Origin of the sequence: Streptomyces mesophilus (genome assembly GCF_011044995.1) — a bacterium.
GTDB classification, from domain to species: Bacteria; Actinomycetota; Actinomycetes; order Streptomycetales; family Streptomycetaceae; genus Streptomyces; species Streptomyces mesophilus.
In genome coordinates, this window is record NZ_JAAKZW010000157.1 from 1 (window position 1) to 18,814 (window position 18,814).

Consider the following 18,814-nt stretch of genomic DNA (forward strand, 5'->3'; position numbering starts at 1 on the left):
GCACCGGACCGCTCCCCCAGCTCCCCCGCCCGGCGCGCGTCCCACAGATGCCGGTGCAGATCGAACCGGAAGCGGGCGCTCGGACGCGGATGGGGATGCAGGCCGTCCGGCAGGGAGCCGTCCCAGACCGTCAGGCTGATCCGCTGCCCGGCATCGGCCCACGCGGGCGGGGTCCGCACGACCAGGCAGAGCCGGCGGCCGGGGGCCCCTGTCTCGTATCGCGCGAGAGGAATCGTGACGCCGGGACGCAGCAGGCCGTCCGGGCCGATCCGGGGCAGGTGCCAGCGCAGCAGATCGGGCGCGAAGTGCCGCAGATCGTCGCGGACTCGGCGCGCGACGTCACGTCCGTACGCGTACGAAAGGCGGCGCAGGTCGAGATCGACGTCCACGCGCGCGGCAGCGCACGCACCCGCCCAGTCCCCGGCCGTACGCCGGGTCGTGGCGGTATCGATCATGGTGGGCGGCACAGCGAACTCGCGCACGCGCAGCCAGAACGCGAGCCGGTCCTCGCCGGCCGCGGCTGGGGTTCGGGTCCCGGTCTCAGTGAGCATCAGCACTCACCTTGAGCGGACCGGACCCCCCATCTGCTCACGGAGTGAGCTGTGTAGGTCGTCATCGTCCGCGAGCATAGCCAGAGCGGCGCCCGCGGCGACAGTGAATTGAATCCCGGGCGGACATGGCCAGTCGGGCCCGCAGCGGCGAGACTGAAGCGGTGAGCACCTCCGCCGCCGAGGCCGTCGAAGGAGGCCCCCATGACCACGGACGCTCCCCGTGTGGAGCTCACCCCCGCGGCCACCGAACTGCTGCAGAAGCTGCGTGCGCTGCACGGCCCGCTGATGTTCCACCAGTCCGGCGGCTGCTGTGACGGCAGCTCGCCCATGTGCTACCAGGCGGGCGAGTTCCGCACCGGCGACTCCGATGTGCTGCTCGCGTCGCTCGCCGTGGACGAGGTGGCCGAGCCGATCGGGTTCTGGATGTCCAAGAGCCAGTACGAGGTCTGGAGTCACACCCGGCTGATCGTCGACGTGGTCCAAGGCCGCGGCGGCGGATTCTCGCTCGAGGCGCCCGAAGGCGTCAGGTTCCTCATCCGGTCCCGGATGCTCGGCACCTGACCGAGGCGGTCGCGGGTTGGGGCCGTCGTCATGGGTTCAGGTTGCTGACGATGTTCGCGGTGGCGGTGAGCCCGTTCTGGATGGTCGGCGCCATGCTGGTGCTCGCGAGATAGAAGCCGAGCAGCACACAGACGAGCGCATGCGTGATCTTCAGCGCCCCGTTGCGCAGGAACACGATCGCGAGGATGAGCAGCAGCAGTACAACTGACACCGAAATGGCCATCGTCCGGACTCCCTACGCGCCTCCGCCACGTCAACTCCGTGGCGTTTTCGCCGTCAGTGTGGCGTGGCGGAGGGGCCGTACGGTCGACTGACATGTCCTCCGAACGTGTGTTGACGGGGAGTGACGATCCCCGCAGGGCCGTTCAGCGCCGGTCGTAGGCGTCCAGGAAGGCTTCCAGCGCGACGAGATCGTCGGTGTTGAGGTGGTCCGCGTCGGCGGCGATCAGCTCCAGCCAGATGGCGCCGCGCTCAGGACCGGGCAGATCGGGCGTCGCCCAGAACCGCACCCGCTGGCCGCGGCTGTGCGCGGCGCCGACGATCTGGTGCAGCTTGGTCCGCTCGGCGGCCGGCATCGGGCCCGCGCCCTGCCAGGTGAAGTGGTTGTTCCAGTTGTCGCTGATCAGCGGGATGAGGGAGGCGGACGCGGGTCCCCCGAGGTCGGCCATCCGGCCGTCGTAGAACGCGTACCGCACCTGCTGCGCCTCCATCGGAGCCCGGGCCGACCGGTCCCCTGAGATCACGGCGGTGACGGCTCCCGGGCGCACCTTGCCGTGCGCGTACGTGGTGAACAGGCGCCGGTAGCGGTGGAGTTGACGGTGCAGCTCGGCGTAGGCGTTGACGCCGTCGGCCTTGATGTCGATGAGGAGCTGGATGGGCTTGTGGTGCCCCCGGTACACCGAGCCGTGGCCCTGGCGCACCCGCTCGGCCAGCGGCTTCAGATACAGCGAGGCGAGGGTGCGGGCCGGGTCGAGGTCCACCGGGTCGTGGGCGACGAGGAGTTCACCGTCGACGAGGAAGATGTCCGCCTCGACGCTGGTGAAGCGGTGGTCGAGGGCGTCGAGCAGCGGGCGGGCGTGCAGATAGTCGTTGTGCGCGTGGGCTCGCCGCAGCGGCTTTCTGCGCTGCGGCCGGCCTCCGGTCGACTGTGCGGAAGAGGGGACGGCGACCGTTCCGGCGAGTGCGGCGGCGACTGTGGTGACGGCTGTGCGGCGCGTGACGTGCAAGGCCATGGCTGCGATACCTCCCGGAGCGACGGACGGGCGGGACCGAGTATGCGGTCCCGCCCGTCCCGAAGGGCAGTGGGCTGCCGGAAGTTGGCCGAGGCTTCAGCCGACGGCCGACTGATCGGCTACTTGACGCCGAGCTCGTCGCGCCAGTTCGGGAAGATACGGTCGGCGTCCTTCCGGAAGGACTCGAACGCACCCTTGAGCTCCGCGTGGTCCTTGGCGTACTCGGTGAGCTTGATGCCCTGCTGCCAGGCGTCCTGCGCCTGACGCAGCGACTTGGCGCCCGCCGTGCCGCCGTCCTTGTGGCCGAAGGCGCCGCCGCCCGAGGTCTGGATGACGTTGGAGTGGCCCAGGTTGTCGAAGAAGCCGGGCAGGCGCAGGGCGTTCATGCCGCCGGAGATGATCGGGGTGGTGGACTTCATGCCCAGCCACTCCTGGTGGAAGTACGGTCCGTCGGCCGCGTCCTGCTCCAGCATGAAGGCGATGGCCTTGTCCGCGGCGTCGCCCTCCATCTTGCCGAAGCCCATGGTGCCGGTGTGCATACCGGAGGCGCCCTGGAGTCGGGTCATTTTGCAGTGCACGAACGAGGTGTAGCCGCGCTGCGACTGCGGGCTGGTGACGGCGCCGTGGCCGGCCCGGTGGAAGTGCAGAAACTGGTTCGGGAAGTTGCGGCGCGCGGTCGTGACGGCCGTCGGGCCCGCGACGTAGCCGTCGACGAGGAAGGCGACGTGCGAGGCGTTCTCGCCGAACGTCTCCAGGATGTACTCACCGCGGGCGATCATCTCGGCCGGATCGTCGGCCGTGATGTTGGCCGAGAACAGCTTCGCCTCACCGGTCTCCTCCTGGGCGCGGCGCATGGCGTCGGCCACGCACGCGATGGTCTCCTTCAGCGGCGCGAAGACCTGGTTGCCCTGCGGCTCGTCGTTCTTGATGAAGTCGCCGCCGAGCCAGAAGTCGTGGCAGGCGTCGGCAAAGGGCTGGGGACGCAGGCCCAGCTTCGGCTTGATGATGGTGCCGACGACCATGCCGCCGTCGACGACCGGGCGGCCGAGAACCCGCCACATGTCCTGGATGTTCATCGAGGGGCCGTCGAACAGGCGCAGGTAGGCCGGCGGTACGTAGAAGTCGTGCATCTTGGCGTACTCGACGTCGCCCATGCCCTGGTTGTTGCCGATGCACAGAGTCAGGAAGGACGCGAGCATCGCGCGGCCGTCGATGATGTTCCGGTCGAAGAGCTCGATCGGGTACGCGATCTTCATGAGCTCCTTGGTCTCGTCCACCTCGTAGACGAGCGCGTCGACGCCCTGGGTGAAGTCGTCCGTGGTGCACACCTCGACGTTGGTGCCGGTGGAGGATTCGGCGGCGAAGTGGGCGGCGGTGGCCAGGAAGCCGTCGTACCCGGCCTTCGGCTTCATCGTGTAGGCGCACAGGACGTGCCGGCCGCCCTTGATGAGCTCCTGCTCGTCGAGGTCGAGGCGGGCGTAGCGGGTCGTCTGGTCCATGGTTCGTTCTCCTGGGAATTCTTCGATACGTACGAGCTGACCGGGGGCGTACGGGCGCTCAGCCCTCGAGGACCTCGGGGTTGGCGCAGTGGGCGAGCGGCTCGCCGCGCAGATAGCGGCCCACCTCACCGGCGACGATGCGGGCCGCCTTGTGCGCGACCTCCTGGCTGCCGCCCGCGATATGCGGGGTCATGACGATGCCGGGGGTGGTGAGCAGGCGCGATCCGGCGGGGACGGGCTCCTCGGGGAAGACGTCGAAACCGGCGCCGGAGAGCTGCCCGGAGTCGATGGCGTCGCAGACCGCGTCGTAGTCGAGCAGCGCGCCGCGGGCGCAGTTCACGAGCACGGAGCCGCGCGGCATCTTCGCGAGCTGCTCGGCGCCGATCATGCCCTTGGTCTCCTCGGTGACGCGGGCGTGCAGCGAGACGATGCGGGAGCGCCGCAGGAGCTCGTCCAGGGACACCGACTCGGCTATCCCTTCGACCAGTTCGGGCTTCACGTAAGGATCGAAGACGAGGACCTCGGCGCCCATCGCCTTGAGGACCTTGGCGACCCGGGAGCCGATCGCGCCGTATCCGAGGAGACCGACGGTGGCGCCCTCGATCTCGATGCCGCAGTTGTCGTAGTCGTAGTAGTCGCCGCGCCAGGTGCCGTTCCGCATCTCGACGTGGGTGTCGCCCACACCGCGCGCGGCGGCGAGCAGCAGGGTCAGGGTGTGCTCGGCGGTGGCGACGGCGTTGCGGCCGGGCGCGTAGCAGACGGCGACCCCGTGCTTGGTGGCCGCCTCCAGGTTGGCGTTGACCGGGCCGCCGCGGCTGATGCACATCAGCTTGAGGTCCGGACAGCCCTCGAGGATGCGTTCGGTGAGCGGGGCGAGTTGGGTGACGCAGACCTCGACGCCCTGCAGCGCCTCGATCAGCTCGTCCTCGGTGCCGGAGGCCTCGATGACCTCGGCGACCTGACCGAAGGGGGTGTGGGGCCAAGGGAGCTTGATCTCCGTGACGTCCACCGCTCCGTCGGTGGCCTGCTTGACCTCGTCCACGAGGAGGTGCGGAAGGACGAAGTGGTCGCCCGCTGCGAGGACCTTGGTGCTCATGAGGGGTTGCTCCTTGGGGTGGTGCACTGTGGGGGGTGTGCGGGGTTGGTCAGTGGCCGACGGGCGCGTACGGGGCGTTGAACCTGATGAGGGACGCCTGGCCGTCGCCGATCCGGATCTCGGTGAGGGTGCCGTTGTCCAGGACCGGGAAGACCCGCCGGTACTCGTCGGGGTCGATGCCGAGCAGCTCGCACAGCAGCACGCGGTAGAGCGCGTTGTGCGCGACGATCAGGACGCGGCCGCCGAGGTGTTCGGCCACGATCTCGTCGAGCAACTGCCGCGCCTGGCGGGCCGCCTCGCGTGGGTCGTTGCCGCCGGGGAGGTGGTCGGTGACGGGTCGCAGCACGAACTTGGCGAGTTCCTCGGGGAACGCCGTGCGCATCTCGTCGATGCTCAGGCCTTCCCCGCGGCCGAAGTCCAGCTCCAACAGCCGCGGGTCCTCGCGCAGTTCGAGTCCGAGCGCGCGAGCCGCCGGTTCGGCGGTCAGCCGGGCCCGCGACAGCGGCGAGTGGTACACCGCGTGGATCCGCTGCCCCGCGGCCCAGGTCCCGAGTTCCTCGGCCTGCCGCCGGCCGCGTTCGGTGAGCGCCACGTCGGCGCGGCCCGCGTAGCGGTTGTCCGCGTGCCAGACGGTCTCGCCATGGCGTACGAGGATGAACTCGGTGGTGGTCATCGGGCCGCCCTCTCCTTCGCGTGTGCCGCCACGGACTCGTCGAGCCAGCCCCGGCGGACGAGCTCGTCGAGGAACTCCAGGTAGCGCGGAGTCCAGCGCTCATGCCGTACGGGATCCGGCTTGATCTCCTCGCCGCTGCGGACCATCGCTGCGGCGGCGTCCTGGACGGACACCCCGCTCGACGTGGCCGCGAGCACCGCCATGCCGATGGCGCCCTCGGCCTGTTCGGGCAGCAGCACCGGGCGGCCGAGCACATCGGCGCGCAGCTTGTTCCAGTACGGGTTCTTCGCGCCGCCGCCGGTCAGCGTGAGCGGACCGTCGACGGGGGCGCCGAGCTGGTCGAGGTAGTCGAAGCAGAGGCGCTCGATGAACGCGACGCCCAGGAGGTACGCGTGGAAGCGCTCGGCCTCGTCGGCCGGTTCACCGAGCACGAAGCCCTCGGCCCGGGGTGCGCGGAACGGGAAGCGCTCGCCTCCGGTGGACACCAGTGGATACGCGACGGCGTCACTGTCGGACTCGGCGGCCCGGGCGGTGAGTTCATCGAGGTCGACACCCTGGAACTCGCGCGAGATCACCCCGGCGCCGCTGCTGGACGCACCGCCCGGCAGCCAGCTCTCGCCCGGGCCGCGGTGGCAGTAGACGACACCGTTCGGGTCCCGTACGAGATGCGGGCTCATGCCCTTGAACACCAGGGTCGTGCCGAGCACCGAGTTCCACGCACCGGGGGTCAGCGCGCCCGCGCCGATCTGGGCCGCGCAGCCGTCCGTCATGCCCGCGACGATCGCGGTGCCTTCCGGGATGCCGGTGGCTGCCGCGGCCTCGGCGCATACGGCGCCGATGACCGTGCCGGGGCGTACAACCTCGGGCAACAGCTCGGCAGGGACGCCCAGTTCGGCCATGACCTCCTCGGGCCAGCGCTCCTCGGTGAGGTGGTAGCCGGTCTTGAGGGCGTGGCTGGCGTCGCTCGCCACCTGGCGCCCGGCCAGCCGCCAGGTCACGAGGTCGGTCTGGTGCAGCAGCCGGACCCCTGTACCGGCTGCTGCAACCTTGTGATCCAGGAGCCACAGCAGCTTCGGCAGCGCCCAGGAGGGCTGCATCGAGCGGTAGCCGAGCTCCTGCCAGACGGGCTCGCCCGCCTGGTTGGCGCGCACGGCCTGGTCGGCGGCGCGCCCGTCGTCGTACATGAGGCCGCGGGTCAGCGGGTTCCCGTCCGCGTCGGCGAGCAGGATCGTGCCCGAAGTGCCGTCGAGCGCAAGGCCCTTGATGCGGGCGGGTTCGATACCGGCGAGCGCTTCGCGGCTCGCCTCGGCGAGCGCGCTCCACCACTGCTCGGGGTCCTGCTCGTGCCGTGTGCCGTCGCGGTGGCTGGTCAGCGGCCGCGAGGCGGCGCCGAGCACCTGGCCGGCGGAGTCGACGGCGACACAGCGCGCGGACTGCGTGCCGAGGTCGAGGCCGAGCCACACGGAATCCGCGTCCGGGCCGGTCTTCACAGAGCGTTCAGGCTGCACGGAGAACTCCTTCGAGACCCGCGCCGTCGCGCGGACCGGGGACGGGAAGGGTGCGGCCGGACGACCAGCCGGCCTCGCGGGCGAGCGTCCGCCAGGTGAGGAAGTCCTCGTAGCGGGCGGTATAGAACGGGGACCACTTCGGGTGCGGCTCCCACGTCGACGTCATCCGTACGTACTTGGCGGCCGCGCTGTGCATCGACGACTCGGCGCCGGAGAGCACGAGACCGGTCAGGAACGCTCCCTTGGCTCCGAGTTCCGTGTCTCCGGAGCGTGCCGTGGGCACTCCGGTGGCGTCCGCGATCAGCTGGCACCAGTCGTCGTTGTTGGCGCCGCCGCCGCAGAGCCTGAGCTCGGTCACGGTCGTACGGGAAGCGACGAGGGAGTCGCGCAGGACGAGCGAGAGGCCCTCGAAGACGGAACGGGCGATGTCGGCGCGACTGTGCTCCAGGGAAAGGCCCCAGAAGGCGCCGCGCGCGGCCGGGTCGAGGAACGGCGCACGCTCACCGGCCGGTGACAGATACGGCAGGAACGACAGGCCCTTCGCTCCGGGCTCCGCCTTGAAGGCCAGCTTGCCGAGCTTCGGCGGCCCGTCGAGATCGAGCAACTGGGATGCCCAGACGAGGACTTCGGCGCCGTTCAGCGTGGGGAAGGCACGCAGCACCCGCTCGCGGCCGCGGTAGGCGATGTTGATTCCGGAGGGTTCGCCGGTGGTGTCGACCTCGTGGCGGACGATCTCGGTGCAGAGCGTGGTGCCGAGGATCGAGCAGGCCTGGCCCGGGTTGACGACGCCCACGCCGCGGGCGGTGGAGGCGATGTCGTACGGGGCCATGACCACCGGAAGGCCCTCGGGCAGGCCGAGTTGGCCGGCGGCCTCACGGGTGATCTCGGCGATCCGCTCGTCCTCGCCGAGCACCTTGGGAAGGAGGCGGCGGTAGGCGGCGAGCCCGAAGAGGTCGATGATCTCGTCGTCATAGTCGCCGGTGGTGTGGTTCAGGAACGGCGCCGAGGCATCCGACTCGTCCATCGCCAGCACGCCGGTCAGGTGGTAGAAGAGCCAGCCGGCGGCGGTCAGCGAGGAGGCCGAGCGGGCCAGGCGCTGCGGGTCGTGCGAACCCAGCCAGCTGAACACGGCGTTGGGCATACCGCTGCAGGTGAGCGAGCCGTTGCGGCGGAACGCGTCCTCGAGGACGCCGTCCCGCTCCCAGCGCGTGAGGATCTCACCGGCGCGGCCGTCCGACCAGAGGATGGCCGGTCCGGTGGGCCTGCCGTGCTGGTCCACCAGCCAGGCACCGTCGCCCTGTGCCGTGAACGTGACGAGCCAGACCGGGTCGTCGATGTCCGAGAGGGCGTTGCGGACGGTGTAGACGACCGCGTTCCACACGGTGTCCATGTCCTGCTCGGCCCAGCCGGGATGGCGGCGCAGGACCTCGGTGCCGATCCGCGATACGGCGAGTTCGGTGCCGTTGTCGTCGAACACGACGGACTTGATCATCGTCGTGCCGACGTCGATGGCGAGTACCGACATGGGTCACAGTCCCTTCGGGGAAGTGGCGGCGGTGGCCAGGTCACGGCCGTGCGCTGGGGGCTGTGGCAGGAGTTCCACCGTGTCCGCGGTGGGGACGGTGGTCTTCAGGAAGAGGGTCAGTACGGCGCTGACCGCGTGGTATCCGGCGAAGATCCAGGTGACTCCGCCGACGCCGATCGGGCCGAGGAAGACGCTCACCGTCAGCGGGCCCAGGAACGTGGACGCTCCGGCGCCGAGGTTCAGGGCGGCCATGGCCTGGCCCTTGTGGCGGGGCGCGATCGCCGTCATCAGGGCCGAGAGCGGGACGTATCCGGAGAGCGTGGCGCCGTAGAAGACCGCGACGAGCAGGCACAGGGCGTACGAGGAGCCGACCGCGCTCGGCACGTAGTACAGGATCAGAGTGGACAGGGTGCAGCCGATGCCGCCGCAGTAGGCGACGGTGGTGCGCCAGCCGATGCGGTCGCCGATGACGCCGAACATCAGGTTGGTGAAGATGTTGGTGCCGAACATGACGGCCACCAGGCGCAGCCACTGTTCATTGCTGAGGCCGACCGTGTTCACGAACCAGACCGGCAGCATCACCATGAAGCCGAACTGCGAGGCGGTGTTGAACATCCGGACCGCGGCGCCGGCGCCGACCCGGGGGTTGCGGTAGAGGATCGTCAGCGAGCCGACCAGACCGGCCATCGGCGACTCCCCTGGCGGGGCCAGCCGGGAGGAGCCGGTCTTCTCCTTGATCAGGAGCAGCGGCAGCACACCGCCGACCACGACGACACCGAGGGCGAACCACAAGGTGGTGTACTCGCCGACCACGGGGATGAGCAGGCTCGCGCACAGGGAGCCGAGGGTGGGCATGCCGGCCGAGAAGGCGGACCAGAACCAGCCCATCGCGCTGCCCATCTGCTTCTGCGGGGCGACGGCGGCGATCCAGACGAGGAAGGCGTAGGCGAAGAGCGGGAAGGCGAGGCCGCGCAGGGCGTACGCGAGAAGCAGCAGGCCGTAGGACTTGCTGGGTATCGCGACCGTCAGGAAGAAGACATGCGTGACGGCGAAGGTGATCAGGCCCAGCCACATGACCTTGCGGGGACCCCACAGGTCGGACAGGGCGCCGGAGAACCAGGCGGCGACGGCTCCGGTGATGCCGTAGACGGTGAAGATCATCGCCACGCTCGAGGCGGCGATGCCGAGGCCTTCGAGATAGGGCGAGAGGTAGCCGGCCTCGATGCCCACGCCGGTCATGAAGATCAGCAGGCCGAGATAGCCGTACGAGAGGGACTGCGGGATACCGAGGCGTCCGAGCGGACTCGGTGCCTGGTCCGTGCCGGGTTGCGCAGCCGGCATGGGGGTCTTCGTCATTGATTTCCCCGATCAGCGTCGATGAGTGAGGGACCGTGCGGGGCACGGTCGCCGGACCGGCGGCGACGGCGGTCCGTGTCCGGGGTGTCGGCGCTACCTCTCCGCTCCGGACATCACCGAGCTAACAAAACGGGCGAAACGACGGTCAACTTTCCGTAAACACCTCCCTTGGTGGGGCCGGGCGGCGGTGTGAGAAGGACCTACGGCCCCTGCCGCTGACCTGCGGCGGCGTCGGACCATCGAGTGAAGTGCCTGAGATCGTCACACGGGGAGTTCACATGGAACCGACGCCCGAGCCGGACGTCGAGCCCGCACACGGCCCGGCCGGCACGGACCGCGCGGACGCGCGCGACGCCCGGCGGCGGCTGATCCGGGAGGCCGTGATCTCCCACGGCCTCGTCCGTTCGGCCGATCTCGCGGCGGAGCACGGTGTCTCGCTGATGACGATCCACCGCGATCTGGACCATCTCCAGGCACAGGGCTGGCTGCGCAAGACGCGCGGCGGGGCGACGGGCATGTCGTCGGCGCACTTCCACGGCACGGTCGCCGACCGCGGCAACGCGATGCCGCAGACGAAACGGCAGCTGGCCCGGGCGGCGGCCCGGCTGCTCGCCCCCGGTCAGTCGGTGCTGCTCGACGACAGCACGACCTGCGCCCAGATGACGCGTCACTTCCGGGAGAGCACACCGCTGACGGTGATCACCAACTCGCTGCCGGTACTCCAGCTGCTCTCCAAGGAGCAGGACATCCACCTGATCTCGCTCGGCGGGACCTACTTCCCGGCGTACGAGGCGTACATGGGTCTGCAGACGGCGGACAACGTCGAACGTTTCCGTGCGGACGTGCTGTTCATGTCGACGACGGCGGTGACCAAGGGGCGGCTCTACCACACGTCCCCGGAGACGGTGCAGGTCAAGCGCGCGATGATGGCGGCCGCCGCGCGCCGTGTCCTGGTCGCGGACCACACGAAGTTCCTGCGCGACGGCCTGTACGCGCTCGCCCCGCTCACCGACTTCGACCTGGTGGTGGTCGACGACGGCGTGCCCGCCGAGGAGATCAGGGCGATACGGAGCAAGGGCACCGATGTGCTTGTGGTGCCCCGGAGTTGACCCGGCGTGCTGGTGGTGCCTCGTGCGCTCGTGGTGCCCCGGCGTTGATCTTGCCCGTCAGGCGGCCGGCTCGGACCAGTGCACCGTCCGGTCGCACCAGCGCTCGAGCAGCACGCGGTCGTGGCCGACGGCGAGCAGACCGGCGCCGCTGTCGGCGCGGTAGTCCTCGACGACCCGGACCAGAGCGGCCGTGGTGGAGGCGTCCAGCATCGCCGTCATCTCGTCGCAGACCAGCCAGCGCGGCCGCAGGATCAACGCACGGGCCACACAGGCGCGCTGCAGCTGTCCGTCGCTGACCTCGTGCGGGCGGCGGCCGAGCAGGTCCTCGCCCAATCCGACGCGCGCGGCGAACTCCCGGGCACCGTCAGCCGCTTCGGCCGCCCGGCCGGTGGCCCGCAGCGGCTCGGCGATCAGGGCGGAGAGCGTCAGGCGCGGATCGGCGGACAGCCGCGGCTGCTGGAAGACGACGCCGAACGCGGTGCGCTGGGACCGGGGTGCGCGATGGCGCCAGCCGGTCGCCTCGGTGCCGTCGATGACGACCCGCCCGGCGTCCGGCCGGTGCAGCAGCGCGGCGACCCGGGCGAGCGTGGACTTGCCGCAGCCGCTGGGGCCGAGCAGACCGACCGACTCGCCGGGCCGCACGCTGAGCGAGATGCCGGCGATGACGGGCTTGCGGGGCTCGTAGCCGGCGGTGATCGCGTCGAGCTCAAGCATGTTCGGCCTCCAGGGCCTCGGGAGCGTCGAGGCTCACGTGATGGCAGGCCACGGCGTCCTCGAACAGCGGCTGCACCCGGCACTTCTCGCTCACCCGCGCACAGCGCTCGGCGAAGGCGCAGCCCTCGGGCAGCGCGCCGAGCTCGGGCGGCATCCCGGGGGTGGGCGTGAAGTGCCGCTCCGGCAGCGCGTCGAGCAGCCCTCGGGCGTACGGATGGCGGGGTCCGCGCGCGCCGAAGAAGTCCCCGGCGTCGGCGATCTCGACGATCCGGCCCGCGTACATCACGGCGATCCGGTCCGCGATCCGCTCGGCCGCCGCCAGATCGTGGGTGATCATCAGCAAGGCGCGGGAGTCGCCCGTGTGCCGGGCGAGTTCGTCGACGGTGCGCTCGACGAGGTCGCGGTCGAGTCCGGTGGTGGGTTCGTCGGCGAGCAGCAGCGGGGCGTCGCCGATCAGGGCGAGCGCGGTCGCGGCACGCTGGGCGAGACCGCCGGAGAGTTCGTGCGGATAGCGGTCGAGATGATCGGCGGGGAAGGACGCGCGTTCGGCAACTTCCTCCGCGGTCTTGCGCAGGGCCGCCCGAGGGGTGCGCAGCAACTCCCTTACGGTCTCCTCCAGTTGGGAGCGGACCGTGCGTACGGGGGTGAGATGCGCGGCGGGCGACTGCGGTACGAGGCCGACCTTGCGCCCTCGTATGGAGCGCGCGAGGGTGCGCTCGTCGGCGGCGAGCAGATCGGTCCCCCCGCCGGGTCCGGATCCGCCGCCGGGTCCCGATCCACCGCCGGCTCCGGGCCCGCCGCCGAGCACGGCGGACCCGGCGGTCTCGGCGTTCTCGGGCAGCAGTCCGAGCAGCGCGGAGGCGAGCACGGATTTGCCGCACCCCGACTCCCCCACCAGCGCGAGCCGTTCACCGGCCGCCAGGGTGAAGTGGGCGTCGGTGACGGCCCGGATGAAGCGTCCGCCGCGCATCCGGAACCGTACCGACAGGCCCCGCACATCGAGTACGGGCGTCGTCACAGCATCGACCGTGGACGTCGTCACAGCATCAACTCCGATCGCCGGCGCGGATTCAGGCGTTCCCGCCAGGCGCCCGCGAGGCCCGCGATCGCCAGGGTCGGCACGATGATGAACAGGCCGGGGAAGAGCGTCGGCCACCAGTCCCCCGCGAGCAGCGCACCGCGCGCGGACTGGACGAGGGTGCCGAGGCTGGCCTGATGGGTGGGGAGTCCGAGGCCGAGGAAGGACAGGGCGGACTCGTGCCAGACGGCATGCGGCACCATCAGGACGGCGGCGAGACCCGCCTGCGGCAGCACGCCCGGCAGCAGATGCCGTACGGCCACCCGCATCCGTGAGGCACCGCCGGAGATCGCCGCGTCGACATAGGGACGCGAGCGCAGCGACAGGACTTCGGCCCGCACGATACGGGCGGTCGACAGCCAGTGCGTCAACGCCACCGACACCACCACCGGCCACACCCCGGGCCGGAACATCGCCACGATGAAGATGCCGAGCAGAAGATGCGGCACGGACGAGAACAGGTCGACCAGACGCATCACCAGGCGGTCCACGCGCCCCCCGGCGGCCGCGGCGGCGGCACCGACCGCGGTCCCGATCACGGTGGCCACGACCGCCGCGACCACCCCGACGAGCAGCGAGACACGCAGCCCGTAGACACAGCGCAGCAGCAGATCCCGGCCGACGTCGTCGGTGCCGAACGGGTGGGCCAGGGACGGCGGTTGCAGCTTGGCCGCGAGGTCCACGGCCTGCTCGTCGAGGTGCACGAGCGGCGGTACGAGGAGTACGGCGAGCACCACGGCGAGGGTGATCACCGCGGAGGTGCGGATACGCCAGGTCCTCGTGGAACGGCGCCGCATACCCCGTACGCGCCAAGCGACGCCGGCCGGCTCAGCCATCTCGGTGTTCCCAGCCGTCTGAGTCTTCTCAGCCGTCTCAGCCATCGAAGCCCACCCTCGGATCGGCGAGCCCGTAAAGCAGGTCCGCGACGAGATTGCCGAGCAGCACCGCGGCCGTGGCGAGCACGGTGAGCGCGGCGAGCAGCGGGAAGTCCACGGAAGTCGCCGCCTCGACGGTGGCGGCGGCGATGCCGGGCCAGCTGAAGACGGTCTCCACCAGGAGCGCCCCGGTGATGAGTTCGGGCACCCGCGACCCGATCAGCGTGAGCACCGGAAGCAGTCCGGAGCGCAGGGCGTGCCCGAGGAGCACGGTCCGCTCCGCGAGCCCGCGGGCGCGGGCCCCGCGCACGGGGTCCTCCTCCAGGGCGTCACCGACGCCCTGGCGTACGTACAACACGAACCAAGGAAGCTGCGAGACGGCCAGCACACAGGCGGGCAGCACCAGATGACTGGTCACCTGCCCGGCGCTGACCACGGTCGATCCGGTGTCGGTGAGACCGCCGGCCGGCAGCACCCCGAGCTTCAGGGCGAAGAACCACACGGCGAGCAGCCCGAGCCAGAACGGCGGCGCGGCTTCCAGGCCGTACGCGAGCGAGGTCACGGCGCGGTCCAGCCAGCCGCCGGTGCGGCGTGCGGCGAGCACACCGAGCGTCGTGCCGAGCACGATCGCGAGGAGGAACGCGGTCGTGGCGAGCAGCACGGACCAGCCGAGCCGCTCCCCGATGACCTGGCCGACGGGCTGGCGCATCACCAGGGACTGGCCGAAGTCGCCGCCGAGCGCGCCGGTCAGCCAGTCCCACCAGCGGGTGATGAGCGGCTGGTCGACGCCGAGGTTGGCGCGCAGTTGGTCCAGGGTCTGCTCGGAGGCGGTGAGTCCGCCCGTACCGGCGTAGGCCTTGACCGGATCGAAGGGCGAGGCGGCGGCGATCGCGAACACCCCGAAGGTGACGGCGAGCAGGACGGGGACGGCGGTCAGTGCCCGCCGCCCCGCCATGCGAGCCATCGACGCCCAGGGGAGCTTGTGGGTACGGGAGGTCACTGCTTCGGCTGCCAGTCCTCGACGTTCCACCAGGGGCCGGTCGCGAAGCCGTGGTCGTGCGGTTCGACCTGAGTGGTGAGCTGCCCGAAGTGGTCGTTCACGACGTACACATGGTCGATGTGGGTGAGGAAGGTGTAGCCCGGGTTCTTCACGAGCTCCCGCTGCACGGTGTCGTACGCGGCCTTGCGGTCGGCGTGGTCGTCGGTCTCGCGGGCCTTTTCGAGCGCCTTGTCGACGGCGGGGTTCTCGTAGAAGCTCATGTTGTTGAAGTCGTTGCCGCCCACGAACTTCGAGTGCAGCATCGCGTACTGGTCGAAGTCCGGGTCGGCGGGCGCACCGCCGCCGGCGAGCACGGCGTCGCGGTCCATCCGCGGCTGGATGACCTCCCACGTGCCGGCCTGGACCTTGATCTCGATGCCGGCCTTCTTGGCGTCGGAGGCGTAGGCGAGGGCGTGGTCCTGGCGGAGCTTGTCGCCGGAGAGGTACCAGAGCGGGAAGGAGGCGCGCACGCCGTCCTTCTCGCGGATGCCGTCGGAGCCCTTCTTCCAGCCGGCCTCGTCGAGGATCTTCCCGGCCTGCTTCAGGTCGTGGGCGCGCTCGGTGCCCTTGGTGAACCACTCGCTGTCGGTCGGCACGGGCCCGTAGGCCTCCTTGCCTGCGCCGTCGAGGATCGCGTCGACCATGGCCTTGCGGTCGACGGCGACGTCGAGCGCGCGGCGGATATCGGTGTCGCCCGCGACCTTGTTCCCGGTCGGCAAGGTCACCACGCGATAGTCGAAGCTCGTGGCCTCGTACGTCTTCCTGGCCTTGTCTCCGGCGAAGGTCTTCGCCAGGTTCGGCGGCAGGATCGCGCCGTCGAGGTCGCCGCTGCGCAGCCGGGTGGCGCGCACGTCGTCGTCCTTGATGATCGCCATGGTGAAGTTCTTCACCTTCGGCTCACCGCCCCAGTAAGCGGGGTTGGCCTTGAAGGTGAGCTTCTCGCCCTTGGACCATTTCACCAGCGTGTACGGGCCGGTGCCGACGGGCTCGGTGGTGAGGTCGCCGGTGTTCACGTCCTGCTTCGAGGCGAGGTGCTCGGGCGCGATGGCCTGCACGGTGCGCTCGGCGAAGGGGGCGTAGGGGTACTTGAGCTTGAAGACGACCTCGTCGTCCCCCTTGGCCTCGACGCTCTTGAGGGCGTCGAGCTCGCTCTTGTACGCGTTGTTGGTCTTCTCGTCGAGGATCGTCTCGTAGGTGTAGACGACGTCCTTCGCGGAGAACGGCTTCCCGTCGCTGAACTTCACACCGTCGCGCAGCTTGAAGGTGTACGTGAGACCGTCGGCGCTCTTCTTCGGCAGCTCGGCCGCGAGCGCGGGCTCGAGCTTCATGTCGGCGTCGTGCGTGAGCAGTCCGTCGAAGATCTTCGAGTTGCCGTCCTTGCCGTAGCCGAGCAGCGGGCTGAGCGTCTCCGGCTCGTAGGCGATACCGACGACGGCGGAGTCCCCGGCGCCCGCACTGCCGGAGCCGCCTTCGCCGGGCGCGGAACACGCGGAGGCGGCGACCGCCAGTGCGGCGGTCGCCGCCAGGGCGCCCGTTCCCCGTATCGCTGCGGCCCTCATGCCCACACCCCTGTTCAAGATCGACAGTTATTGCGAATGGTTCGCAAGTATGCCGCATGTAAGAGGTAGCCGGGTACTGCGGGTCGTACGACGGGCGCTTGATCGACAGCAGACGAGTGCGTGATCAGTAGAAGATGAACCAGGTCACATCGGTCGATGCCGTCTTGCCCGCGCCGTCCGTGACGGTGATCCGGCTGGTGGTAGATCCCCACTTGGTGGGCGAACCGGTGATCCGCCCCGACGCGCGGTCGATGCTCACGCCCGCGGGAAGGCCGACGGCGGTGAAGGTACGGGCACCGCTGCCGCCCGAGGCGACGAGCTGGAGGTCGACCGCCTTGCCGATGTACGCGGTCTGGCCGCCCGGATTCTGCAGCGATAGGGTGCCGCCGCCGTTGTCGCCGACCGTCCATGTGAAGCGCGTGGAGCCGGTCTTGCCGGCGCTGTCGGTCGCCGTGACGGTCACGTTCGAGGTTCCTTTCGTGCTCGCCGCGCCGGAGATGGTGCCGCTCGACGCGTCGACGGCGAGGCCGGCGGGCAGTCCGCTCGCACTCCAGGTGTACGGGGCGGTGCCGCCCTCGGCGCTGTTGGCGACCTCGGCCCGCTGCCCCACGGCGGTGTGCTGGTCGGAGACGGCGGCGACGGTGACCTCGCCCGGCTGCGGGGCACCCGTGACGAGCGTCGCCGAGAACTTGCTCAGCGCTTCGTTGACCGGCTGGAAGATGGTGAAGGTCTCCCCGGAACTGCCGCAGGTGTTGCTGCCGCCGCCGGAATGGATACCGACCGCCTTGCCGCCCGACGCGGTCACATAACTGCCGCCGGAGTCGCCGCCCGCCGAGCACGCGTCGCTGTACGACAGGCCGTCGATGACGACGTTGCCGTAGTCGACGGACTGGTTCACCTGGGTCACTTCACCGCAGCGGTACTGGCTGGTCTGGCCCGAGCGGCAGACCAGGGTCCCCACGGTGGCGTCCTGCGAGCCCGTGAGCGTGACATCGCTCTGGCTGTATCCCTCGACCCGGTTGCTGAGCGTCCAGCCGGACTGATCGACGTCGACGATGCCGAAGTCGCCCTCGCGGTTGTTGTAGCTGCCGGTGCCGCCCTTGTTGGACGTGCCGACGCGGGTGCCGTCCTTGCCGTACGCGGCCTGGTTCACGTCGTTCGTGCAGTGTCCGGCGGTCACGAAGGCCTTCGCCCCGCCGGTCCGGGTCACGGAGAAGCCGATGGAGCAGGGGCTCTCGCTGCCGGGCACCCACTTCTCGCCGCCGGCGACCTCACCGCCCTGCTGGCGTGGGGTGTCGGCGCCGGTCTCCACGTGCACACGGTCACCGAAGACCTTCAGCGCCTTCAGGAACCCGGGGTCGGCATCCCCTGCCACCGCCACGCGGACGCGGTTGTCACGGATATCGACCCCCCAACTACGCACGCCTTCCTTGCCGTTGCCGACGAGACGGGTGATCTCGTCGGCGACGGCGGCGAGTTCGAGGCCGGAGTGCGCGACCTTGTGCGGGCGCGCACCTGCCGCGCGGACCTCGGCCGCGTCGGCGTCACTGGTCACGGCGGCGGCGAGCGTGCCGCTGCCCGCGTCGAACCAGACACCGGCGAGGCGGTCGCCGAGTTCGCCGCGCAGGGCGGTGGCCGTACGCTGCGCCGCGGCCTCGTCGGCGAGCCGCTCGGTGGCCTCCTGCCGAGTGAGGCCCAGATCGCGCTGAACCGCCTCGACGAGGGCGGTGTCAGGACTGGGCGGTGCGGGGTCGGCCTGGGCGGAGTGCTGTAGCGCACCGAGCGTCAGCAGGACGCCGGCGGCGGCCGCGCCCCAGGTGACGCTCCTACGGGGGCGGTGTGTTCTGCGATGACCACGGGGGTGAGTCACAGGCGGTTCCTCTCGAAGTCGGGCCGGGGGGAGCCGTGCGGAGGTGGTGCGCCTGGCAGCGGAGAGGCCGCATCTGCTTGACGCAAACACGCCAGGCGCACGCCTGCAGCCTGCTCCTTCGGCGGCTGCGGAGCATGAGGGGAATCCCTTGCGCGGTAAGGGGGTTGGGGCCGCGCCCCTCCTCGACGGGGGTGCGGTCTCGTCGCAAGGTGCGGCTGGGCGGCGCCTGCGGCGGGCACCTTTTCCCCTACCCGCCCCTTCCCGAAACTGGGGCTGCGCCCCAGACCCCGTATCCGAACTTCGTTCGGATGTCCTCAAACGCCGGACGGGCTGGAGTGGGGCGGCCCGCAGCCGCGCGACGGCGGAAGGGGACGGGGTGGGGTGCATTGTCATTCGGGCACCCCCGTCGGAGACGGCAACCTTTCACGGAATCGGTGCCATTGCCCGAATGAGCAAGCACCCCACCCCGGCCCCGACCCACGACGAAACCGCAGGCGAAAACGCACCGGCCGCCAGAAGCACACGAAACAGAACCCACCACAGCAGGGGGCCTGGGGGCGCAAGCCCCC

At 70.5% G+C, this 18,814-nt stretch carries 16 protein-coding genes and 1 pseudogene; 2 read left to right on the forward strand and 15 right to left on the reverse strand.

Annotated features, from left to right (window positions below):
• Positions 1–551, reverse strand: a pseudogene (locus tag G6045_RS28375) (hypothetical protein); the annotation flags it as partial.
• Positions 552–752: 201 nt separating this feature from the next.
• On the opposite strand from G6045_RS28375, the gene G6045_RS28380 reads away from it, so the two are divergent.
• Positions 753–1,112 (forward strand): DUF779 domain-containing protein, encoded by a 360-nt coding sequence (locus G6045_RS28380; protein WP_165334979.1) that lies wholly within the window; start codon positions 753–755, stop codon positions 1,110–1,112.
• Between the two features lie 28 nt (positions 1,113–1,140).
• Here G6045_RS28380 and G6045_RS28385 read toward each other — a convergent pair whose 3' ends face one another.
• The 8 genes from G6045_RS28385 to G6045_RS28420 form a co-directional block, all read right to left on the reverse strand.
• Positions 1,141–1,335 carry a hypothetical protein gene (locus G6045_RS28385; protein WP_165334980.1) on the reverse strand — a complete coding sequence of 65 codons (195 nt, stop codon included), beginning with the start codon at positions 1,333–1,335 and terminating at the stop codon, positions 1,141–1,143.
• A gap of 142 nt (positions 1,336–1,477) precedes the next feature.
• Positions 1,478–2,344 (reverse strand): phosphatidylinositol-specific phospholipase C/glycerophosphodiester phosphodiesterase family protein, encoded by an 867-nt coding sequence (locus G6045_RS28390; protein ID WP_165334981.1) that lies wholly within the window; start codon positions 2,342–2,344, stop codon positions 1,478–1,480.
• Between the two features lie 119 nt (positions 2,345–2,463).
• On the reverse strand, positions 2,464–3,843 hold the full coding sequence (locus G6045_RS28395) for a ribulose-bisphosphate carboxylase (protein ID WP_165334982.1): 1,380 nt from the start codon (positions 3,841–3,843) through the stop codon (positions 2,464–2,466).
• Between the two features lie 58 nt (positions 3,844–3,901).
• The gene (locus tag G6045_RS28400; RefSeq protein WP_165334983.1) at positions 3,902–4,939 is read right to left on the reverse strand and encodes a 2-hydroxyacid dehydrogenase; all 1,038 of its coding nucleotides are present in this window, start codon (positions 4,937–4,939) and stop codon (positions 3,902–3,904) included.
• A gap of 49 nt (positions 4,940–4,988) precedes the next feature.
• Positions 4,989–5,612 (reverse strand): histidine phosphatase family protein, encoded by a 624-nt coding sequence (locus G6045_RS28405; protein WP_165334984.1) that lies wholly within the window; start codon positions 5,610–5,612, stop codon positions 4,989–4,991.
• The gene (locus G6045_RS28410; protein WP_328707933.1) at positions 5,609–7,120 is read right to left on the reverse strand and encodes an FGGY-family carbohydrate kinase; all 1,512 of its coding nucleotides are present in this window, start codon (positions 7,118–7,120) and stop codon (positions 5,609–5,611) included. Before G6045_RS28410 ends, G6045_RS28405 begins: the two co-directional genes overlap by 4 nt.
• On the reverse strand, positions 7,110–8,645 hold the full coding sequence (locus G6045_RS28415; protein WP_165334985.1) for an FGGY-family carbohydrate kinase: 1,536 nt from the start codon (positions 8,643–8,645) through the stop codon (positions 7,110–7,112). Before G6045_RS28415 ends, G6045_RS28410 begins: the two co-directional genes overlap by 11 nt.
• A 3-nt stretch (positions 8,646–8,648) precedes the next feature.
• A complete protein-coding gene (locus G6045_RS28420) occupies positions 8,649–9,986 on the reverse strand; it encodes an MFS transporter (RefSeq protein WP_235968361.1) in 1,338 nt (445 codons plus the stop codon).
• A gap of 293 nt (positions 9,987–10,279) precedes the next feature.
• On the opposite strand from G6045_RS28420, the gene G6045_RS28425 reads away from it, so the two are divergent.
• On the forward strand, positions 10,280–11,110 hold the full coding sequence (locus G6045_RS28425; protein ID WP_165334987.1) for a DeoR/GlpR family DNA-binding transcription regulator: 831 nt from the start codon (positions 10,280–10,282) through the stop codon (positions 11,108–11,110).
• A 57-nt stretch (positions 11,111–11,167) separates the two neighbouring features.
• On the opposite strand, the gene G6045_RS28430 is transcribed toward G6045_RS28425, so the two are convergent.
• The 6 genes from G6045_RS28430 to G6045_RS28455 all read right to left on the reverse strand — a co-directional run bounded on the left by G6045_RS28430 (position 11,168) and on the right by G6045_RS28455 (position 18,245).
• The gene (locus G6045_RS28430) at positions 11,168–11,824 is read right to left on the reverse strand and encodes an ABC transporter ATP-binding protein (RefSeq protein ID WP_165334988.1); all 657 of its coding nucleotides are present in this window, start codon (positions 11,822–11,824) and stop codon (positions 11,168–11,170) included.
• Positions 11,817–12,794, reverse strand: coding sequence for an ABC transporter ATP-binding protein (locus G6045_RS28435; protein WP_165334993.1), 978 nt, complete (start codon positions 12,792–12,794; stop codon positions 11,817–11,819). Before G6045_RS28435 ends, G6045_RS28430 begins: the two co-directional genes overlap by 8 nt.
• A gap of 68 nt (positions 12,795–12,862) precedes the next feature.
• Positions 12,863–13,738, reverse strand: coding sequence for an ABC transporter permease (locus G6045_RS28440; RefSeq protein ID WP_165334989.1), 876 nt, complete (start codon positions 13,736–13,738; stop codon positions 12,863–12,865).
• 37 nt (positions 13,739–13,775) lie between these two features.
• Positions 13,776–14,741: an ABC transporter permease gene (locus G6045_RS28445; RefSeq protein WP_165334990.1), complete on the reverse strand. Its 966-nt coding sequence runs from the start codon at positions 14,739–14,741 to the stop codon at positions 13,776–13,778.
• A gap of 32 nt (positions 14,742–14,773) precedes the next feature.
• Positions 14,774–16,375 carry an ABC transporter substrate-binding protein gene (locus G6045_RS28450; RefSeq protein WP_165334991.1) on the reverse strand — a complete coding sequence of 534 codons (1,602 nt, stop codon included), beginning with the start codon at positions 16,373–16,375 and terminating at the stop codon, positions 14,774–14,776.
• Positions 16,376–16,499: 124 nt separating this feature from the next.
• Positions 16,500–18,245: a putative Ig domain-containing protein gene (locus G6045_RS28455; RefSeq protein ID WP_206344276.1), complete on the reverse strand. Its 1,746-nt coding sequence runs from the start codon at positions 18,243–18,245 to the stop codon at positions 16,500–16,502.
• Positions 18,246–18,814 lie beyond the last annotated feature (569 nt).